The organism is Acinetobacter indicus CIP 110367 (genome assembly GCF_000488255.1).
Lineage (GTDB): Bacteria > Pseudomonadota > Gammaproteobacteria > Pseudomonadales > Moraxellaceae > Acinetobacter > Acinetobacter indicus.
Map to the genome: position 1 here is coordinate 1 of NZ_KI530760.1, position 16,974 is coordinate 16,974.

The 16,974-nt window shown below is 44.1% G+C and carries 17 protein-coding genes and 1 rRNA gene; 8 read left to right on the forward strand and 10 right to left on the reverse strand.

What is annotated here, in order from left to right:
• Positions 1-69: ribosomal RNA gene (locus P253_RS14930) — 16S ribosomal RNA — on the reverse strand; the annotation flags it as partial.
• A 432-nt stretch (positions 70-501) separates the two neighbouring features.
• A complete protein-coding gene (locus P253_RS14935) occupies positions 502-1,074 on the reverse strand; it encodes a peptidylprolyl isomerase (protein ID WP_016659793.1) in 573 nt (190 codons plus the stop codon).
• A gap of 97 nt (positions 1,075-1,171) precedes the next feature.
• Between P253_RS14935 and P253_RS14940 the strand changes: the two genes are divergently transcribed.
• Positions 1,172-1,867: an acetoacetate decarboxylase family protein gene (locus P253_RS14940; protein WP_016659792.1), complete on the forward strand. Its 696-nt coding sequence runs from the start codon at positions 1,172-1,174 to the stop codon at positions 1,865-1,867.
• A 24-nt stretch (positions 1,868-1,891) separates the two neighbouring features.
• Here P253_RS14940 and P253_RS14945 read toward each other — a convergent pair whose 3' ends face one another.
• Entirely contained in the window at positions 1,892-2,968 is a 1,077-nt protein-coding gene (locus P253_RS14945) for a di-butyl phthalate-hydrolyzing esterase (protein WP_005181046.1), read from the reverse strand.
• Between the two features lie 202 nt (positions 2,969-3,170).
• On the opposite strand from P253_RS14945, the gene P253_RS14950 reads away from it, so the two are divergent.
• The gene (locus P253_RS14950) at positions 3,171-3,596 is read left to right on the forward strand and encodes a hypothetical protein (protein WP_016659791.1); all 426 of its coding nucleotides are present in this window, start codon (positions 3,171-3,173) and stop codon (positions 3,594-3,596) included.
• 334 nt (positions 3,597-3,930) lie between these two features.
• Here the strand turns inward: P253_RS14950 and P253_RS15825 are convergent, their stop codons facing one another.
• Positions 3,931-4,092, reverse strand: a complete 162-nt coding sequence (locus tag P253_RS15825) for a hypothetical protein (RefSeq protein ID WP_016659790.1) — start codon at positions 4,090-4,092, stop codon at positions 3,931-3,933.
• A gap of 58 nt (positions 4,093-4,150) precedes the next feature.
• A complete protein-coding gene (gene tnpA / locus P253_RS14955; protein ID WP_171066728.1) occupies positions 4,151-4,600 on the reverse strand; it encodes an IS200/IS605 family transposase in 450 nt (149 codons plus the stop codon).
• Positions 4,601-4,671: 71 nt separating this feature from the next.
• Here tnpA and P253_RS14960 point away from each other — a divergent pair, with 71 nt between their 5' ends.
• The 5 genes from P253_RS14960 (at position 4,672) to P253_RS14980 (ending at position 11,174) form a co-directional block, all read left to right on the forward strand.
• Positions 4,672-6,063 carry an RNA-guided endonuclease InsQ/TnpB family protein gene (locus tag P253_RS14960; RefSeq protein ID WP_023274438.1) on the forward strand — a complete coding sequence of 464 codons (1,392 nt, stop codon included), beginning with the start codon at positions 4,672-4,674 and terminating at the stop codon, positions 6,061-6,063.
• An 853-nt stretch (positions 6,064-6,916) separates the two neighbouring features.
• Positions 6,917-7,465, forward strand: coding sequence for a nucleotide exchange factor GrpE (gene grpE / locus P253_RS14965; RefSeq protein ID WP_005181051.1), 549 nt, complete (start codon positions 6,917-6,919; stop codon positions 7,463-7,465).
• A 119-nt stretch (positions 7,466-7,584) separates the two neighbouring features.
• Positions 7,585-9,525: a molecular chaperone DnaK gene (gene dnaK, locus P253_RS14970; protein ID WP_016659787.1), complete on the forward strand. Its 1,941-nt coding sequence runs from the start codon at positions 7,585-7,587 to the stop codon at positions 9,523-9,525.
• A 230-nt stretch (positions 9,526-9,755) separates the two neighbouring features.
• On the forward strand, positions 9,756-10,664 hold the full coding sequence (locus tag P253_RS14975) for a matrixin family metalloprotease (protein ID WP_016659786.1): 909 nt from the start codon (positions 9,756-9,758) through the stop codon (positions 10,662-10,664).
• 120 nt (positions 10,665-10,784) lie between these two features.
• Positions 10,785-11,174 (forward strand): hypothetical protein, encoded by a 390-nt coding sequence (locus tag P253_RS14980; RefSeq protein WP_162182855.1) that lies wholly within the window; start codon positions 10,785-10,787, stop codon positions 11,172-11,174.
• A gap of 42 nt (positions 11,175-11,216) precedes the next feature.
• On the opposite strand, the gene P253_RS14985 is transcribed toward P253_RS14980, so the two are convergent.
• The 4 genes from P253_RS14985 to purE form a co-directional block, all read right to left on the reverse strand.
• On the reverse strand, positions 11,217-12,500 hold the full coding sequence (locus tag P253_RS14985) for a lytic murein transglycosylase (RefSeq protein ID WP_016659785.1): 1,284 nt from the start codon (positions 12,498-12,500) through the stop codon (positions 11,217-11,219).
• Positions 12,501-13,104: 604 nt separating this feature from the next.
• Entirely contained in the window at positions 13,105-13,341 is a 237-nt protein-coding gene (locus tag P253_RS14990) for a hypothetical protein (protein ID WP_035363684.1), read from the reverse strand.
• A gap of 14 nt (positions 13,342-13,355) precedes the next feature.
• A complete protein-coding gene (locus P253_RS14995; protein ID WP_016659784.1) occupies positions 13,356-14,477 on the reverse strand; it encodes a 5-(carboxyamino)imidazole ribonucleotide synthase in 1,122 nt (373 codons plus the stop codon).
• Between the two features lie 15 nt (positions 14,478-14,492).
• Positions 14,493-15,005 (reverse strand): 5-(carboxyamino)imidazole ribonucleotide mutase, encoded by a 513-nt coding sequence (gene purE, locus P253_RS15000; protein WP_016659783.1) that lies wholly within the window; start codon positions 15,003-15,005, stop codon positions 14,493-14,495.
• Between the two features lie 288 nt (positions 15,006-15,293).
• Between purE and P253_RS15005 the strand changes: the two genes are divergently transcribed.
• On the forward strand, positions 15,294-16,574 hold the full coding sequence (locus tag P253_RS15005) for a DUF2254 domain-containing protein (RefSeq protein ID WP_005181067.1): 1,281 nt from the start codon (positions 15,294-15,296) through the stop codon (positions 16,572-16,574).
• A gap of 3 nt (positions 16,575-16,577) precedes the next feature.
• On the opposite strand, the gene P253_RS15010 is transcribed toward P253_RS15005, so the two are convergent.
• Complete coding sequence (locus P253_RS15010) at positions 16,578-16,916, reverse strand: DMT family protein (RefSeq protein WP_005181069.1); 339 nt, start codon at positions 16,914-16,916, stop codon at positions 16,578-16,580.
• Positions 16,917-16,974 lie beyond the last annotated feature (58 nt).

A 16,974-nucleotide genomic window follows, 5' to 3' on the forward strand; every position in this document is an offset into this window, starting at 1 on the left:
CCGCTCGACTTGCATGTGTTAAGCCTGCCGCCAGCGTTCAATCTGAGCCATGATCAAACTCTTCAGTTAAAATCATTTTGTCACTTTATTCGAAGTGACCAAATCTGGCTCATCAATTTCTGACTTAAATTCGCTCAAATAAACTTCGAGTAATTTAAACCAATCAATTAATGAAAATATTTTCGATTAATCAACCAGTAAAAATCCACACAAGTTGTTCTTCATAATCTCTTAATGATCTTTCCAACACCTCGTCAGTGCCAGAAGCTGGACTCAAAACACTCGACAACTCAGCGATCCGCCTCGTTCATCACCGTGTATCTCGTCGGTATGGGGTGCATTATAGGACAATTTCTTACACACGCAAGTGCTTTTAGCATCTTGTTTTATCGAGTGTTTCTTTTTTATGCACCAATATGGAGCATTTTTACCCAATCTTTGAAATAAGCTTCTAATTTTAAAGCAGAAATATTTAATTTATATTTCTGCTTTTTATTTTCGTTAATTTTTTGCCGTTGCCGGTTTTATCTTCACACTCAGGATTTTCACCGGTTGAGCCGGAACATTCTGGTGCACACCAACATTGCGGGTTGGTACTTTGGCAATTTTATCGACCACATCCATCCCCTTGGTAACACGGCCAAACACGGCATAACCGGCATTGCGTGGACTTTTATTCAGGAAGTCGTTATCGACCAGATTAATAAAAAACTGGCTTTTGGCTGAATCGGGATGATTGGTCCGTGCCATCGCCAGAGTACCACGCTGATTGCTCAGGCCATTATAGGATTCATTTCTGACTGGTGGACGGGTATTCGGACGTTCCACCATGGCTGCATCCATACCGCCACCCTGAATCATAAAACCCGGAATGACGCGATGGAAAATAGTACCGGTATAAAAACTGCTGCTGACATATTTTTCAAAATTGGCTGCTGACAACGGCGCTTTGTCATTAAACAGTTCAATTTCAATATTGCCCATCGAGGTTTTCATTTCAATCATTGAATTGGCAGCCCATGCAGAGGCACTAAGGGCAAGGCTGGCGGCCATAAGAACGCTACGTTTTAACATTTCTTTACGAATCCGTGGTTTGATGTTTTGCTTCACTTATATTAATTGTTCAGTATGAAGAAAACATTAGCTGTTCCTTTCAAATCCTGAGAATAAGATGAATAACAATATCCAGAACCAGATTTTTGCGCATCCGCCTTGGCGCTTACACGGCGATGCTTTTATTTTGAATTATTGGCTAAACCCTTTTTTCCTGAAAACAGCCAAGCGTTTTCGGCTAGCCCCATCTCCTTTAGGACGCATGGTCAATGTGATGCTGATCCGTTATCAGGATTCACCAGTGGGTCCATATGATGAACTGTTAATTATGGATCATCCTTTATTATATAAACATCGCTTATCGACCATTCCCAAGATTTATGTATCGACCGAAGCTTCTTTAGTGCATGGCCAGCAATTATGGGGTATTCCGAAAGAGCTGGCCGAATTTGAATGGCTAGAAAAAGAAGGTCGCACCTATTGTATTGTGCGTCATCAGCAGCAAGAGATGTCAATTTGTCTGGAGCGGCCGAAAAACAGCACCTCGTTTTATATCAATAGTCACCATATTCCGACTTCATTTTTATCCATTCAGCAGGCCTGGCAAGGCCAGCGCTACCAGTTTAGTCCGAAGTTTCGCGGCCGTTTATCTAAACTCAAAACGGTGGAATGGCAAAATACCCAGGATATTTTTCCTGATTTTTCCCAGGCCCGACTATTACAAAGTTTTTATGTACCGGAGTTTGATCTGTTATTCCCCGAAGCGCAGATTAAAACCAAAACCGCTGTTCCACGTGAAACCAGAAAAATCTGAGTCGGCCTTTTTAAGTTACCCCTTTTAAAAGAAGCGTGGTCGATCCCAAAATTTTCTGAAATTCTTGCCCAGCTCGAGCGTGAGTTTTTTAGCACGGCGCGAAACCGGGGTTAAATTAATAAAACCATGGGTCTGGTCGGTATATTCCTTATATTGGACTTTGACCCCTTGCTGACGCAGCTTGTGCGCATAAATTTCCGCTTCATCGTGCAGCACATCATGCCCGGCCGTCACAATAAAGGTCGGCGGCAGTTTTCTTAAATTGCCGTAGGTTGGTGAAATCAGGGCATCATCCAGTGCCATATTGTGCTGTAACGCATAATACTCGGTGACGAAATCAATATCCTGCTCAGTCAGTACCAGACCATCTTTATAGGCAAAGAACGACGGATGACGGCTTTTAAAATCCACCACTGGATAAATCAGTAACTGGGCATGCGGTGCATAGGCGGTATTTTTACTACGCTGTGACACCACCGTAGCAATATTGGCACCGGCACTGTCACCCGCCACGGCAATACGGTTTTTCAGAATATTAAATTGACGGCGATGCTGATACACCCAAGCCAAAGCATCTTCACAGCACTGAATCAGCTGTGTCGGTGAAACCTCGGGGGTCAGTGGATAATCGACACTGACCACCTGCGCCTGAGCGGCATGCGCCAATAGCCGGCAAACTTCATCATGGGTATCGAGATTGCCCACCACAAAACCACCACCATGATAAAACACAATCAACGGCAGTTTTTTATGCGGTGCAGGATGATAATAACGGGCTGAAATGGTGCCACTTTGCAGGCTTAAACGTAAATCTTCGACCCGTTTGACATAGGTCGGCTGTTTACGGATCGCCTTCATCTGAGTATCAAAAGCCTGACGCGATTGCGCCGGATTTTCGCCAATAAAACCGATACGCCCCTGCTTGATTTGGGCCGCCATCATGCATTTAATGAGGGGATCAAGTTGCGGATACTGATAAGGATAGCCCAAGGCGCGCGCCAGTGATTCCTGCGCCACACACGGTAAATGATCGAGTGTTCGCACCACCGTACCCTGACTGTTATCAATGATTTTTTGCAGTTTCTGTTGATACGCACTCATCTATCATCTTCCTTTTTTATTCATTCTTCACATTTTCTACATGATCAGTAGTTTAGTGACTATTTCGTTATAGAAGTCCAGTCATCGACCTACATATTCAGAATTTATATACGCTAATCTTATTTCTATAAGGTGTCATTGACAATTTTGATGATACAGAGGGATTGATTTTGCTAATCCGGATAGAAAAAGGACGCTCACCATGTCTAGAAAACTCCTCTTGGTTTCCTGTGCGACCGTATTTTTAGCGGTCGGTTGTGTCGCGTTCCCTGAAGATGGCCACTACAATGGCCGCTATGATCACCGTTATGACCGGGATTACGACCGTAACTATGATTATCGCCGCATGACAGAACGTCAGCATTGGGAACATGAACAACGTCAAAAACGCTTACAGCAACAACGTCAACGCGAAGCGCAGTGGGATCGACAAAAACGTGAACTGGAACGTAAACGTGCCGAACAAAGCCGTCAGCAGTTACAACGGGAACGCGAACGACGCGCCGAACTGAACCGTAAACGCCAGCAAGTCGAACGCAAACAGCAAGAGCAGCGTAAAAAACGGGTCGAAGAACAGCGTAAACGGATGGAAGAATATCGCAAACGGCAACGTGACCGTCGTGATTAATCCTGTATTTGACAGCGTACGATGCACAGTTTAAAAACCCGAAAACTGGCTTTCAGGTTTTTATTTTTGCCAGGTGCTTTGATTGAAAGCGCTGTAACAGAAAAATAACGACCTTCAATAATAATAGTGAAAATAGCATGACCTTCCCTGGCCTATTAGTTTGATCTCCCTGTTGAGAAGTTAAATTTTCCTCCCTGATTTAAATTGATAGTCCTGTTTCATTTGAAATAGACAGCGTTGAATTTAGGGCTGTGGCTGTGCCTCAACCGCCGGTGCTTCCGGCCCTGCTGGTGCAGCAGCGGCCGGGGCAGTGACTTCTGCGGCTACGCCCACTTCAGCCCCCCGCTTCTATCGGCATGGTAGTCACCTGTACCGTTTCAGGTTGCTCCGGATTTTGTGCCACTTCTGGTGCCTGTGCCGTTTCATGACTGCTACAACCTACCACCGCCAGTCCAGCAAACAAGGCCACAGCCAATACACCCATTTTTTTCATCATTCGATCCTCATTTATTGAACAAGCATAAAGAGCGCATTCTCGCTCTTTTAAGGCCGAGTTAGCTCTTTTTTAGTGACTTGGATTTTTTTGCATTTTTTTCAGAAGTTGGTGTTCTTTGGTTTTCGATATACTTTTTAACAACTTCTAAACTTGCACCACCACAAGATACAACGCAATAACTAGGCGGCCAAAAGTGGTTGCCCCATAATTTTCCCTTAATTTCATCCCAATAAGATCGTCTTAAAACATAAGAGCTTTTGCCCTTTAGTTTACCCACTAAATTAGACACTGAATGTTTAGGGTGAACACTTACAAGCATGTGAATATGATCATCCTCGCCATTAAACTCAATGAGTTCACAATTCATTTGCAAGCAAGTTTCTTTCATAATCTCATTTAAAGAAGTAAGCATTTCCATTGTTAATACATCTCTTCGGTATTTCGTAACAAATACTAAATGAACAATATTGTTAAAAACACATGATCTACCTGTTCTCCACTCGTACATATTAACCACACACTAGATTTACATTGATCTTATTTTAAGCTAAAATAAGCGTATTCACTAGAGGTTTTTAATTGCTAACAGGCATCAGGTTAAGGGTGTATCCAACTGAACATCAAAAGCTGATTTTAAGTCAGTGGATGGGTTGTGCTCGTTTTATTTGGAATGCCAAATGTGATGAAGATAAATACTATCGTGGTTTTGCTCGCAAATTCACACCATACAATCACTATTATGAAACCCAAGATCAGAAATATTCTCACTTTAAATCGAATGAATTAAGCTCTTGGCTTGCAAACTGTCCTAGCACCATTCAAAAGAACTCAACCGTTAATTGGTACAACACACTCAAAAAATCCATTAAGGGTGTGTGTGGGCGACCAAAACGTAAAAAGAAGACAGATAAAGGTTCTGTTCACCTAACCTCTGATTTATTTGAGTTTCGAGTAGAAAACAATAAGCGTAAATTATTTATTGGCAGTAAGAAATTCAATATCGGAGCTTTAAATTTTAAAGCTCATGCTGAGTTTAAAGAGCCAAAATCCATCCACATTAGCAAAGAACGAGGTCAATATTTCGTTTCTTTCTGCTATGAAGATGGTGTTGAGATTCAAGAGTTTGACGGCAAGAAATTCGATGCTAAAAAATACGCCAAAAGACAGTTAGATCATTTGCAGGGCATGGACGAAGAACAACTACAAAAAATAGTGGTTGGTATAGATCGTGGTGTCACCATTCCTGTTCATGCAGGCTATGAAGAATTTGATTTCTCTAAAGAACAAAAGAATCATTTAACAAAAGCAGATCGCTACATTAAGCGACTGCAAAGAAAACTTGCTCGACAAATCAAAGGCTCAAACCGAAGAGCTAAGACCAAACATCGAATTGCGGTGCATCACTCTAAGAAAGCCAATATTCGCAAGGACTTTGCTCATAAGACAAGTCGTAGTTTAGCTAATGGATTCGGTCAGGTATTTATTTTTGAGAAACTAAATACCAAACAGATGACCAAAAAGCCTAACCCTAAGAAAGATAAATTCGGACGTTTTATTCCAAATAAGGCTAAAGCTAAAGCAGGGTTAAACAAAGCTATTCTCAATGTAGGATGGCACAGAATTTCAGAATTCTTAACGTATAAATCAGTCAAATTAGGTAAGGCTGTATTTACGGTTCATGCTTCTTACACAAGTCAGGAGTGCGCTTCATGCGGTCACACTCACCCCGACAATCGCAAAAGCCAAGACAGGTTTAAGTGCGTGAGTTGTGGACATGCTGATAATGCAGATCACAATGCATCAATTGTTATTAAGAACAGAGCAATTAAATTAGTTTTAGACTGTGGAACACAGTTGGATGGTAATTATTTATCATCTAGTGGGCGTGGAGGTGTTCGTAAGACGACTAGAGGTGTCAAAGCTTCTTTTCGCAGTACCGTAGAAGCGTCAAAAGAGATGTGTGCGACTTAGGTTGCACTACGGAAACTCGGTTGCTTTAGCTCCGAGTAGTTCATAAATACAAAGTCCAACTTTGCGCTGGCTATACTTTCAAAATTTCGGTGCTGGCTCGGCGGATAAAAAGTTAAATTTTTATATCCACCGGTACGAGTTATGCAGTTTTTTATAAACATGAAGATGCAGCTGTTTTTACAGCCAATGGAAGGAATCAGCAGGATTAATCTGCTGTTTTTATTATAGATTACAGCAATAAAAAAGACGAAAGTGCAGAATTATTTTAGAGGGAGAAAACAGCGTGCTCTACACAACATACGACTAGTTTTGCGAAAAGATAACAGTGTAAATGCGGTACTTTTAAATCTTCAGGGCAAAAAAAAGGCTTATCCAGAGGGCGGATAAGCCAGAAAACACATTTTAAGAAAATATCAAAAGAAACTACAGCGATAGAATCTGGGCGCAATCATACAAAGTTGACCTCACCCTGTAAAATAGTATTTTTCACTCATTCTGATCGTTTTTATGTATAAAGAATAATCAACTTAAAATTTTTTATAGACAACTCAATAGCATCTACAAAATTTATCCAGACTTAAAATTAAAATCATTTTCACACAAATTGGCGTTTCAGCCCCATAGTATCTTACTGTGCTATCCCTACTAAAAAGATCAAAAATTAAAAGAATGTATGTTTTTTCAGCAGATTTCTGCAGATTTAATGACTGGCACCGCTTGAATTTTTATCCCCTGCCCCGACTTCTTTAATAATTACGAAATTCATCACTCATGGCAGTTCAGAATGAACCAGTCAATACTGATGCCAGAAGGACTGTACATGTTTAAGAACCCATTTAAACGGAGTAAATCAATGGCAACCGAGCACAACCAAGACGCTCAAGATCTGCAACAAGAGCAAGTAGAACAAGACACTACCCAAACTCAAGCTGAAACCGAGCAGGCAGACGTTTCCGTTGAGTCTTTACAAGAACAGATTGCGCAGCTCGAAGGCGATTTAAAACTTGAAAAAGCGCGTACCGCCAATGCAGTGTATGAAGCGCAAAAGAGTGTCGAGCGTATTCAGCGTGAATCTGAAAAGCATAAAGAAGCAGTGCTGGAGAAATTTGCCAAAGAACTGCTCGATAGCGTAGATAACCTGGAACGTGCTATTGCCGCAGCTGGCGAAGAAAAAACCCCGCTGTCTGAAGGGGTGGAACTGACGCTGAAATCACTGCTGACGACTTTAGAGAAATTCGGCATTGTGGCGGTAGATACCGCGAACGGTTTCAATGCAGATTTACATCAGGCGGTGGGCATTGATCCGACAGCCAAAGCCAACGAAATTGGCAATGTACTGCAAAAAGGTTATAGCTTAAATGGCCGTTTATTGCGTCCTGCAATGGTTATGGTCGGCGCTTAAGCCTCATAAATTCGGGAGTTGGTGAAATTTTTTCATATTTTTAACTTGAAAAAAATTGAACGGCTCTCATATCGGATAACAAGTGTAAAGCACAATAAAATTTTTGAGGAAACATCCAAATGGCTAAAATCATTGGTATTGACTTAGGTACAACCAACTCATGTGTTGCAGTACTTGAAGGCGATAAAGTTAAAGTAATTGAAAACGCTGAAGGCGCGCGTACAACCCCATCGATTATTGCGTATAAAGATGGCGAAATCCTAGTCGGTCAGTCTGCGAAACGTCAAGCAGTAACCAACCCGAATAACACCTTGTTCGCAATCAAACGTCTGATCGGTCGTCGTTATGAAGACCAAGCGGTACAAAAAGATATCGGTCTGGTGCCATACAAAATCATCAAAGCAGACAATGGCGATGCTTGGGTTGAAGTTAACGACAAAAAATTAGCACCACAGCAAATCTCTGCAGAAGTTCTGAAAAAAATGAAGAAAACTGCGGAAGATTACCTCGGTGAAACTATTACTGAAGCAGTTGTAACCGTTCCTGCATACTTCAACGATGCACAGCGTCAAGCGACTAAAGATGCCGGTAAAATTGCTGGTTTAGACGTTAAACGTATCATCAACGAACCTACTGCTGCGGCGTTAGCGTTCGGTATGGACAAGAAAGAAGGCGACCGTAAAGTTGCAGTTTACGACTTGGGTGGTGGTACTTTCGACGTATCGATCATTGAAATTGCGGATCTTGATGGCGACCAGCAAATTGAAGTGTTATCGACTAACGGAGATACATTCCTGGGTGGTGAAGACTTCGATAACGCATTGATCGATTACCTGGTTGAAGAGTTCAAGAAAGAACAAAACGTCAACCTGAAAAACGATCCACTGGCGTTACAACGTTTGAAAGAAGCGGCTGAAAAAGCAAAAATCGAGCTTTCTTCTTCGAATGCAACTGAAATCAACCTACCATACATCACGGCTGATGCGACTGGTCCTAAACACTTGGTGATCAACGTAACACGTGCGAAATTAGAAGGTTTGGTTGCAGACTTAGTTGCGCGTACCATCGAGCCTTGCCGTATTGCACTGAAAGATGCGGGTCTTTCGACTTCTGACATCTCTGACGTGATTTTGGTGGGTGGTCAGTCTCGTATGCCACTTGTACAACAAAAAGTACAAGAATTCTTCGGTAAAGAGCCACGTAAAGACGTGAACCCGGATGAAGCTGTGGCAATGGGTGCAGCAATTCAAGGTGCGGTATTGTCTGGTGACAAGAACGACGTTCTTCTGCTTGACGTAACACCGCTTACACTTGGTATTGAAACCATGGGTGGTGTGTTAACGCCAATCATCGAGAAAAACACCACAATCCCTGCGAAAAAATCACAAGTGTTCTCTACAGCGGCAGATAACCAACCTGCAGTAGACATTTCGGTTTACCAAGGTGAACGTAAAATGGCTCAACAAAACAAATTGTTGGGTAACTTCCAGTTGGGTGATATCCCACCTGCACCACGTGGTGTGCCACAAATTGAAGTATCGTTCGACATCAACGCGGATGGTATCTTGAAAGTGTCTGCGAAAGACAAGAGCACGGGTAAAGAGCAATCGATCCAGATTAAAGCAAACTCAGGTTTGTCTGATGCTGAAATCGAAGCGATGATCAAAGACGCTGAAGCGAATGCTGAAGAAGACCGTAAGTTTGAAGAACTTGCAAAAGCACGTAACGAAGCAGATGCCCTGGTTTCTTCTGCTCAAAAAGCAGTAAAAGATCTTGGCGAACAAGTGACTGCTGATGAAAAAACTGCGGTAGAAACAGCAGTTTCAGAACTTGAAGCAGCAACCAAAGAAAATGACGTTGACGCGATCAAAGCGAAAACTGAAGCACTGCAAAACATCATCATGCCAATTACGCAACGTGCATATGAAGCAGCTCAAGGCCAAGGCGCTGCGCAAGGTTTTGACCCGAATGCCTTCGGTGGTGATGCTGGCCAACAGCAAAAAGCGGACGATGGCGTTGTAGATGCTGAGTTCACTGAAGTGAAAGATGACAAAAAATAATTTGTCACTTTAAACAAAAAGACCGCGCGTAAGCGCGGTTTTTTTATATCTGCTTGAAAGCAAAAAAGACTTGTTTCCACCCTGCGGCTTTTTTAAGCTAGTTAGGCACCCCCATCTGGCCTACTCTGCTTGACCGTTTTCCCTGTTATATAAAGGAAAGAAAATCGGTCAATCACAGATGCGGATGTGCAGTTAATTATCCCCTCTCTACAGGAAGCCCAATCTGCGTGATGCGTCCCTTAATCCTGATTGTGTTACTGCTGTCCGCCATGCTGTGGTATCAGAACCAGCAGCATCCGCAGTTGCAGCACAACAGCCTGCTGACCCGAATTCAGGCACCTTTGGATACCCGGCTGCGTTACCGGATTGCCGAAGTGGACCCGCGCTTTGGTTTAAGCCATGCCGAAGTAGTGCAACTGGCACAACAGGCCACACAAATCTGGACAGAGGGTACTGGTCAGGACTATTTTGTCTATGATTCACAAGCGCGACTGGCAATCCGCCTGATTTATGATGAACGCCAACATGAATCGGAACAGCGTCGCCTGCAGATGGGCCAGATTGAGCAACAGCAGCAGCACTGGGAACGCCAGCAGACCCAAGTGCAGGCAGTCAAACAGCAGATTCAGCAACTGAACCAGCAGCTGGCCTTTAAAAATGCCCAGTTACAGCAACAGCTGAATGCCTATAACCAGCAGGTGCAGCAGCTGAACCAGCAAGGTGGCGCCTCGGCCACGCAGCGCAGCTCTTTAAAGCAGCAGCGTCAGCAACTCGAACAGCAAACCGCCAGTTTACAGGCTGAAATTCAACAGTTTAATGTGCGTATTGCAGGCTTGAACCAACAGGTCGATGCCCTGAACCAGCTGAATCAGTCAATTGATGCTTCGGTGCAGCAATTTAACCAGCGCTTTCAGCCACGTTTATTTGATAAAGGCAGCTTTGATGGTAAAAGCATTCGCATTTATGAGTTTCAGTCAGCCGCCGATCTGCGTTTAACCTTGGCACATGAATTCGGTCACGCCCTAGGTTTGGGGCATACCCATGATCCACATGCCCTGATGCATCCTCTCATGCAGGAGCAAAATCTGGATCATTTTCAGCTAACTACCGCTGATTTGGCGCTTTTACAGCAGCGTTAAATACATTTGATGCTTTTCATTACAAGTTAATCTAGAAAACCGGGGCTTTATCGCCAACAGCACTGCCCTCTCTGACTATTTCATGTTATTGTGAAAGCCGCAATTTCAACAGGAATGTTTGTGGAGATTAATGTGAGTTACTACCATATTTTGATTGAAGTAAATGACCACATCAGCACGATTGAACAAACGCGTGATATTGAACTGTTTGATATCGTCGATATTCAACCGTATCTCTACTCTATTCTATTGCCGTATTTTAATGAGCAGATGATTGAACTCGAAGAAGAAAATGTCGAGTTTGAAGATATCCTGCATTTAGAAATCAAACAGACCCTGTTGCCGGTTAATCACCTGATTGAAGAAGAACAAAAACTGCTGCCAAGCGACACCGATGTCACCATTACGGCCTATGAGGTGTTTAACAACCGTGATTTGAGTCAGGATGTAACCACGGTGATTTTTGATATTTTAGAAGCCGTGAAGATTGATACCTCAGATATTGAATAAACATCAGGGCGCCATAAGGCGCCCTTTTTATTGCATATTTATTTATTGCAGCATCATCAGTTTGGCATTTTCATTACGAAAAGCGCGTAACACCTGCTGTCCGGCACGCCCGGTGGGACTTAAGCCCAAGCGGATCTGTTCCTGACGAATCGCCTGACGGGTTTTATCACCAATCAGGCCATCTACCGCACCAATATCATGACCGCGATTTAATAAAAACTGCTGGATTTCACGACGTTCTGCGCGTGAAGTGCCCGGATCATCGGTAGGCCATGCCGTCACAAACGGGCCTTTGCCCTGTAAACGGTCGGATAAATGCGCAATGGCCAAGGCATAACTTTCCGCGGCGTTATAACTGTAAATGGCATCAAAGTTTTTAAACACCAGGAAAGCCGGGCCATTGCCGCCTGCCGGTGTCAGCAAACCGGCCTGACTGCTGCCTGAAAGATTGCCCTGAATCAAGGCACTGCCATCGGCTCGTACTAGCCCACGATTGACCCAGCTGCTTAAGGATTTTTTATTGCGGCGCCCTTCTCCACTGACCGACATGCCTGCGGGCAATTTCACTTCAAAGCCCCACGGTTGTCCGCTTTGCCAGCCACGTTTTTTCAGGAAATTGGCGGTTGATGCCAAGGCATCGGTGGTGCTTGATACCAGATCACGGCGGCCATCACCATCAAAATCCACTGCCAGTTCTTCATAGGTCGATGGCATAAACTGGGTATGACCAAATGCCCCGGCCCATGAGCCTCTGAGCTGATCTTCACGCACATCACCGCGTTGTAAAATACGCATCGCGGCAAAGAATTCGCCGCGGAAATAACTCTGACGACGGCCTTCGCAGCTTAAAGTACCTAAGGCCTGCAATAACGGATAACGGCCAGAAATATCACCAAAATTACTTTCTACACCCCATACCGCGACCACGGTTTCTGGCGGTACACCATAAGCTGCTGCAACCCGGTTCAGTACCTCACGGTGCTCGGCCAGTTTTTGCTGGCCCAGTTGTACGCGTTCTTCATCGACCAGACCAGACAGATAATCCCAGATTGGCGTCGAAAATTCCGGCTGATAATTCAGGCGTTCAATCACGGAATAATCTGGCGTTAAATTTTGGGTGTAGCGATCATAAGTACTGCCACTGACGCCCTTGGCCATGGCCTGGCCGCGCAAATGGGCCAGACAGACCTGGAAATTATTTTGAGGCTGGATGGTACTTGGCACCGGCGCCGTAGTGGTGACCGGCTGACCATTAATAATCAGTTCTGCATGTAGCTGAGATGCAGCCAATGCCAAAGATCCGAAAACAAAAGCAAAGCGATGCATACTATCCCTTATGTCATTTGAATTTAAAACTGGTTTTACCATAACAGCTGAGCCATAAAATGACAGGGTAAAAACGTAAATTTAAATTTATTTTGCTTCATTTTAAATTCATATTTCAGTTTTGAATTTAAAAAATTTTATCCACAGATCTAATCATGAGTATTTTTAAATTCAAATCTAGGTTTTCTTATTTTTTAAATTTAAATTCATTCTTTTAAATTCATTTTTTCAGACTTCAACCAGTAAAAGTTATCCACGCCCACAAAACAACACGAGTTTTAAATTTAAATCATCATTTTTAAATTTATTTCAGCAAAACTTATCCACAAAACCCATCTACCGGACCGTAAATCTGTACTTTTTAAATTTAAATTGCAGTTTTTGAATTTATTTCGCAGGTTTTAAATTCAAATTTTAAATTTAAAACGGCTTTGTTGCACAAAGATTTTATAACTATATGATTTTAAAAGTTTTGATTGTTTTTGATCCAAAATTAAATTTATTTAAATCAGATGCTTACATATTTATGCAACAAAGCCATTTAAAACTACAACCGGATTTGAATTCATATTTTTGAATTTAAAGTTCAGCGGATATTTTAAATTCAAACTGCATATTCAGATTTAAATTTAAAATCTGTGTTTGAATTCATTTTTAATTTTTCAGATGCTCTGTATTTATGTTTGTTTTTTAGCCATTTATAGTTATAAAAGATCTGGACTGAAGCAATCAAGCCTGTTGTTGAACCAGCCGACCAATGGCAGCTGGCGAAAAAAGAGCGCAATCTTGCCCGAATTTCTGGCATAAAAAAAGCGGCCCGCTGAGGGACCGCTGTTTTCATAAACGAATCTGCAGTTAAATGCTCATATCTTCACTCAAGGCCAGCGGATTTGGCAAAATTTTCGCCAGCTGACGGCAGAGTGACGTCAGTTCGCGACTGTCGTTTGGCATTAGGGTAATATGCCCGATTTTACGGCCTTCGCGTTCAGTTTTATTGTACAAATGCAGATGTGCACCATTTAACGCCAACACATCTTCCGACTTTGGATGCTGACCAATAATATTCACCATCACCGTTGGGCGCACCACCTCAGTCGAACCGAGCGGCAAACCAGCCACTGCACGGACATGGTTTTCAAACTGTGAACAGACTGCGCCTTCAATCGACCAGTGCCCTGAATTATGCACGCGTGGTGCCATTTCATTGGCATACAGGCCTTTTTCAGTGACAAATAGTTCTAGTGTCAACACACCAACATAGTTCAGATGATTCAGCAGGCGCGTGATGTAGTCTTGCGCCACCGGTTGCAAGTCAATGCTGTTCGGTGCCGGTACAATCGAGTGCGATAAAATCCCGTGATGGTGATGGTTTTCAGCCAATGGCCAGGTTTTGACATCGCCATTTTGGCCACGTACCGCAATAATCGATACTTCACGCGAGAAGGTGACAAAACTTTCTGCAATCAGTGAGCCGGCAGGGCCAAGTTCTGCCCAGGCCTGATCAATCTGATCGGCGCTACGCAGCACAAACTGGCCTTTACCATCATAACCGCCAGTCGCGGTTTTCAGTACAATCGGCAGACCTAATTCAGCCACCGCCGCCTGTAAACTGTCCAGCGAATCAACCGCCTTATACGGCGCCACCGGAATCTGCAGCGCATCAAATAGGGCTTTTTCCTGCAAACGGTTTTGCGCAATCGCCAGCGCCTGACGCGGCGGATGCAACGCTTTACTTTGGGTCAAGACATCAACATCGGCCAGTGGGGTATTTTCAAATTCCAGGCTAAATACATCTGCACTCTGGATAAAATTCTGCAAACCGTGTTCAGCTGCGCTTGAATAGACTGTACCTAAAGCTGCAGAAGGGCAATCTGCACTGGCTTCAAAGAAAGTACATTGAATATTGAGTGGTAACGCGGCTTGCGCCATCATACGACCAAGCTGCCCACCACCAAAAATACCAATGGTTTTATTCATAAGGAATGTCCCGTATTAAGCCTGACCCGGAATATTGTTGCTGGCCACTTTATCGGTTTGCGCTGCACGGAAATCAGCGACATTTTTCGCAATCTCTGGACGCGTTAAACCCAGAATCTGGGCAGCCATAATGGCAGCATTGGTGGCACCGGCCGGACCAATTGCCAAGGTACCTACCGCAATTCCGGCCGGCATTTGTACAATCGACAGCAGTGAATCGACGCCATTTAAAATAGAAGATTTAATCGGCACACCCAGCACTGGAAGATCAGTCTTGGCTGCGCACATGCCCGGTAAATGGGCAGCGCCACCCGCACCGGCAATAATCACCTGAATACCACGATCACGCGCAGTTTCGGCATATTCGAATAAACGGTCTGGGGTACGGTGCGCAGAAACCACTTCCGCTTCAAATGGGACACCAAGCTGCTTGAGCATATTGGCAGTGTGTTCGAGAGTTGCCCAATCAGATTGAGAACCCATAATAATTCCAACGAGAGGAGCGTCTTGTGCTGCGGCCGCATTCATTGCTAATGTTCCAGAGACTAAGTGAAAAAAGATAAATCTCGACGAGAGCCAAGCTTTAATGAATAAGCTCCGTATTATAGACTGAAAAACCGGCTGGCTAAAGTTCGGCGCAAGAATAAAGATTAAAATTATCTGTTTGTAAAACTGAAGAAAATACAATGATGGCAATAGGCCAAAAATACAAAAAGAGGACATACAGCGGTGAAAAAAACGCTATAACTATCAAGATAAAGCTTTTTGTAATGAATAACTTAAGATTAGATTAAAGATATTTTCAGGGCAGTTTCCATGTGGTTCAAACTTAAAATCTGGCTACAAAACCCTTCAGAAAACTTATGGCTGATGCCGGCGCTGGGTGCCATCTTTGCGACATTTTTTTCATTATTTGCCATCGCCAGCCAGTATTTTATTCCGGCCAGTACGGTACCGAATATCAGCATCGACACCTTGGGCAGCTTGCTGGATATTATTGCCTCCAGCATGCTGGCAGTGACGACCTTCTCATTGTCGATTATGGTGGCAGCTTTTGCTTCGGCTTCAAGCAGCGGCACACCACGTGCCTATAGCTTGATGATGAGCGATGACAACACCCGGCTGGCCATTTCCAGTTTTATTTCCGCTTTTATTTATGCAGTGATTGCCAAAATTGCCCTGGGGCTGGAGTACTACGGTCCATCCGGACGTTTTGTGCTGTTTATCAGTACCATTCTGGTGCTGATGTACCTGATTTATACCCTGATTCACTGGGTACAAACCCTGTCCAAACTCGGCAATTTAACCACCACCATCGACAAGATTGAAACTGCGGCCAAAAAGGCCTTGGGCCAGTTCCGGCATCAACCGGATTTGGGGGCAACAGGGCAGAAGCCTGCCTTTGCGCCCAGCTTTTGCGTCTATAGCAGCACAACCGGCTATTTTAACCATGTCGATCTGGCCGGACTGGAGCAGATTGCCGCGCAGCAGCAACTGCATTTACATCTGCCATCTATGCCGGGCAAATTTTTAGATCCGATGACTGCGCTGGTCGAGGTCTATAGCCCGCAGGCGCTGTCCGAAGAACAGCAACAGCAGATCCGCGATCAGATTCTGCAGCATCTGATTATTGAAACCAATCGCAGTTTTCTACAGGATCCGCGTTTTTGTCTGCTGGTGATGAGTGAGGTCGGGCAAAAAGCCATGTCGAGTGCAATTAATGATGTCGGGTCCGGCATTAGCGCGCTGAATGCGCTGACCCGGATTCTGATTGACAGTCGCCCGGACCCGGAGGCGACGCGCTGTGATTATCCGCATCTCAGTATTGAGTGCTTTGATCTGCAAGACCTGATTTATGGCAGCTTTATGCCGCTGGCCCGCGATTGTGCCCAGAATCTGGAGTTAAATCAGCGCCTGTTGAAATGCCTGTCGATGATTGCGCAGAATGTGCCGGAACCGGAACTCAGACAGGCGGCCACGCAGATGGCGATGCAGGTGCTACAACGCTGTTTACATCACTTTGATTTCGCACCAGAACGGGCGCTGATTCAAGCGGATTTCGCCGCGCTTTTTCCGCATCTGCCACAGCCTGAATAAGACTTAACTGCTGCGAAAAACGAAGTAAACACAACCGAGCAGGCATAAACCGGCCCAGAGATAATCCAGTTTAAACGGCTGCTTGAACAGATACAGCATAAACGGCACAAAGACCAGCAGGGTCACCACTTCCTGGGTAATTTTCATTTGCCCAAGTGACCAGCCATGCTGGGCCAGCAAGCGCGTGGCCGGAATCATAAAGGCGTATTCGAGCAGGGCAATCATCCAGCCAAATAAAATGGCCTGCCACAGCGGCGCGCCATGCAAAAATTTCAGATGTCCATACCAGGCCAAAGTCATAAAACAGTTGGAAATAATTAACAGCAGTAAAGGGAAGGACATAGGCGGCAGTATCCAGAAAATGTCAGCCTATTGTACGGTTTCAGGCCAAAAAAGCAGT

What these genes read in the sequence shown, in the direction of transcription:
- P253_RS14935 (WP_016659793.1), bottom strand. Translation starts at nt 1,074, where the DNA reads ATGTTAAAACGTAGCGTTCTTATGGCCGCCAGCCTTGCCCTTAGTGCC.
- P253_RS14940 (WP_016659792.1), top strand. Translation starts at nt 1,172, where the DNA reads ATGAATAACAATATCCAGAACCAGATTTTTGCGCATCCGCCTTGGCGC.
- P253_RS14945 (WP_005181046.1), bottom strand. Translation starts at nt 2,968, where the DNA reads ATGAGTGCGTATCAACAGAAACTGCAAAAAATCATTGATAACAGTCAG.
- P253_RS14950 (WP_016659791.1), top strand. Translation starts at nt 3,171, where the DNA reads ATGTCTAGAAAACTCCTCTTGGTTTCCTGTGCGACCGTATTTTTAGCG.
- P253_RS15825 (WP_016659790.1), bottom strand. Translation starts at nt 4,092, where the DNA reads ATGATGAAAAAAATGGGTGTATTGGCTGTGGCCTTGTTTGCTGGACTG.
- tnpA (WP_171066728.1), bottom strand. Translation starts at nt 4,600, where the DNA reads ATGTACGAGTGGAGAACAGGTAGATCATGTGTTTTTAACAATATTGTT.
- grpE (WP_005181051.1), top strand. Translation starts at nt 6,917, where the DNA reads ATGGCAACCGAGCACAACCAAGACGCTCAAGATCTGCAACAAGAGCAA.
- dnaK (WP_016659787.1), top strand. Translation starts at nt 7,585, where the DNA reads ATGGCTAAAATCATTGGTATTGACTTAGGTACAACCAACTCATGTGTT.
- P253_RS14975 (WP_016659786.1), top strand. Translation starts at nt 9,756, where the DNA reads ATGCGTCCCTTAATCCTGATTGTGTTACTGCTGTCCGCCATGCTGTGG.
- P253_RS14985 (WP_016659785.1), bottom strand. Translation starts at nt 12,500, where the DNA reads ATGCATCGCTTTGCTTTTGTTTTCGGATCTTTGGCATTGGCTGCATCT.
- P253_RS14990 (WP_035363684.1), bottom strand. Translation starts at nt 13,341, where the DNA reads ATGAAAACAGCGGTCCCTCAGCGGGCCGCTTTTTTTATGCCAGAAATT.
- P253_RS14995 (WP_016659784.1), bottom strand. Translation starts at nt 14,477, where the DNA reads ATGAATAAAACCATTGGTATTTTTGGTGGTGGGCAGCTTGGTCGTATG.
- purE (WP_016659783.1), bottom strand. Translation starts at nt 15,005, where the DNA reads ATGAATGCGGCCGCAGCACAAGACGCTCCTCTCGTTGGAATTATTATG.
- P253_RS15005 (WP_005181067.1), top strand. Translation starts at nt 15,294, where the DNA reads ATGTGGTTCAAACTTAAAATCTGGCTACAAAACCCTTCAGAAAACTTA.
- P253_RS15010 (WP_005181069.1), bottom strand. Translation starts at nt 16,916, where the DNA reads ATGTCCTTCCCTTTACTGCTGTTAATTATTTCCAACTGTTTTATGACT.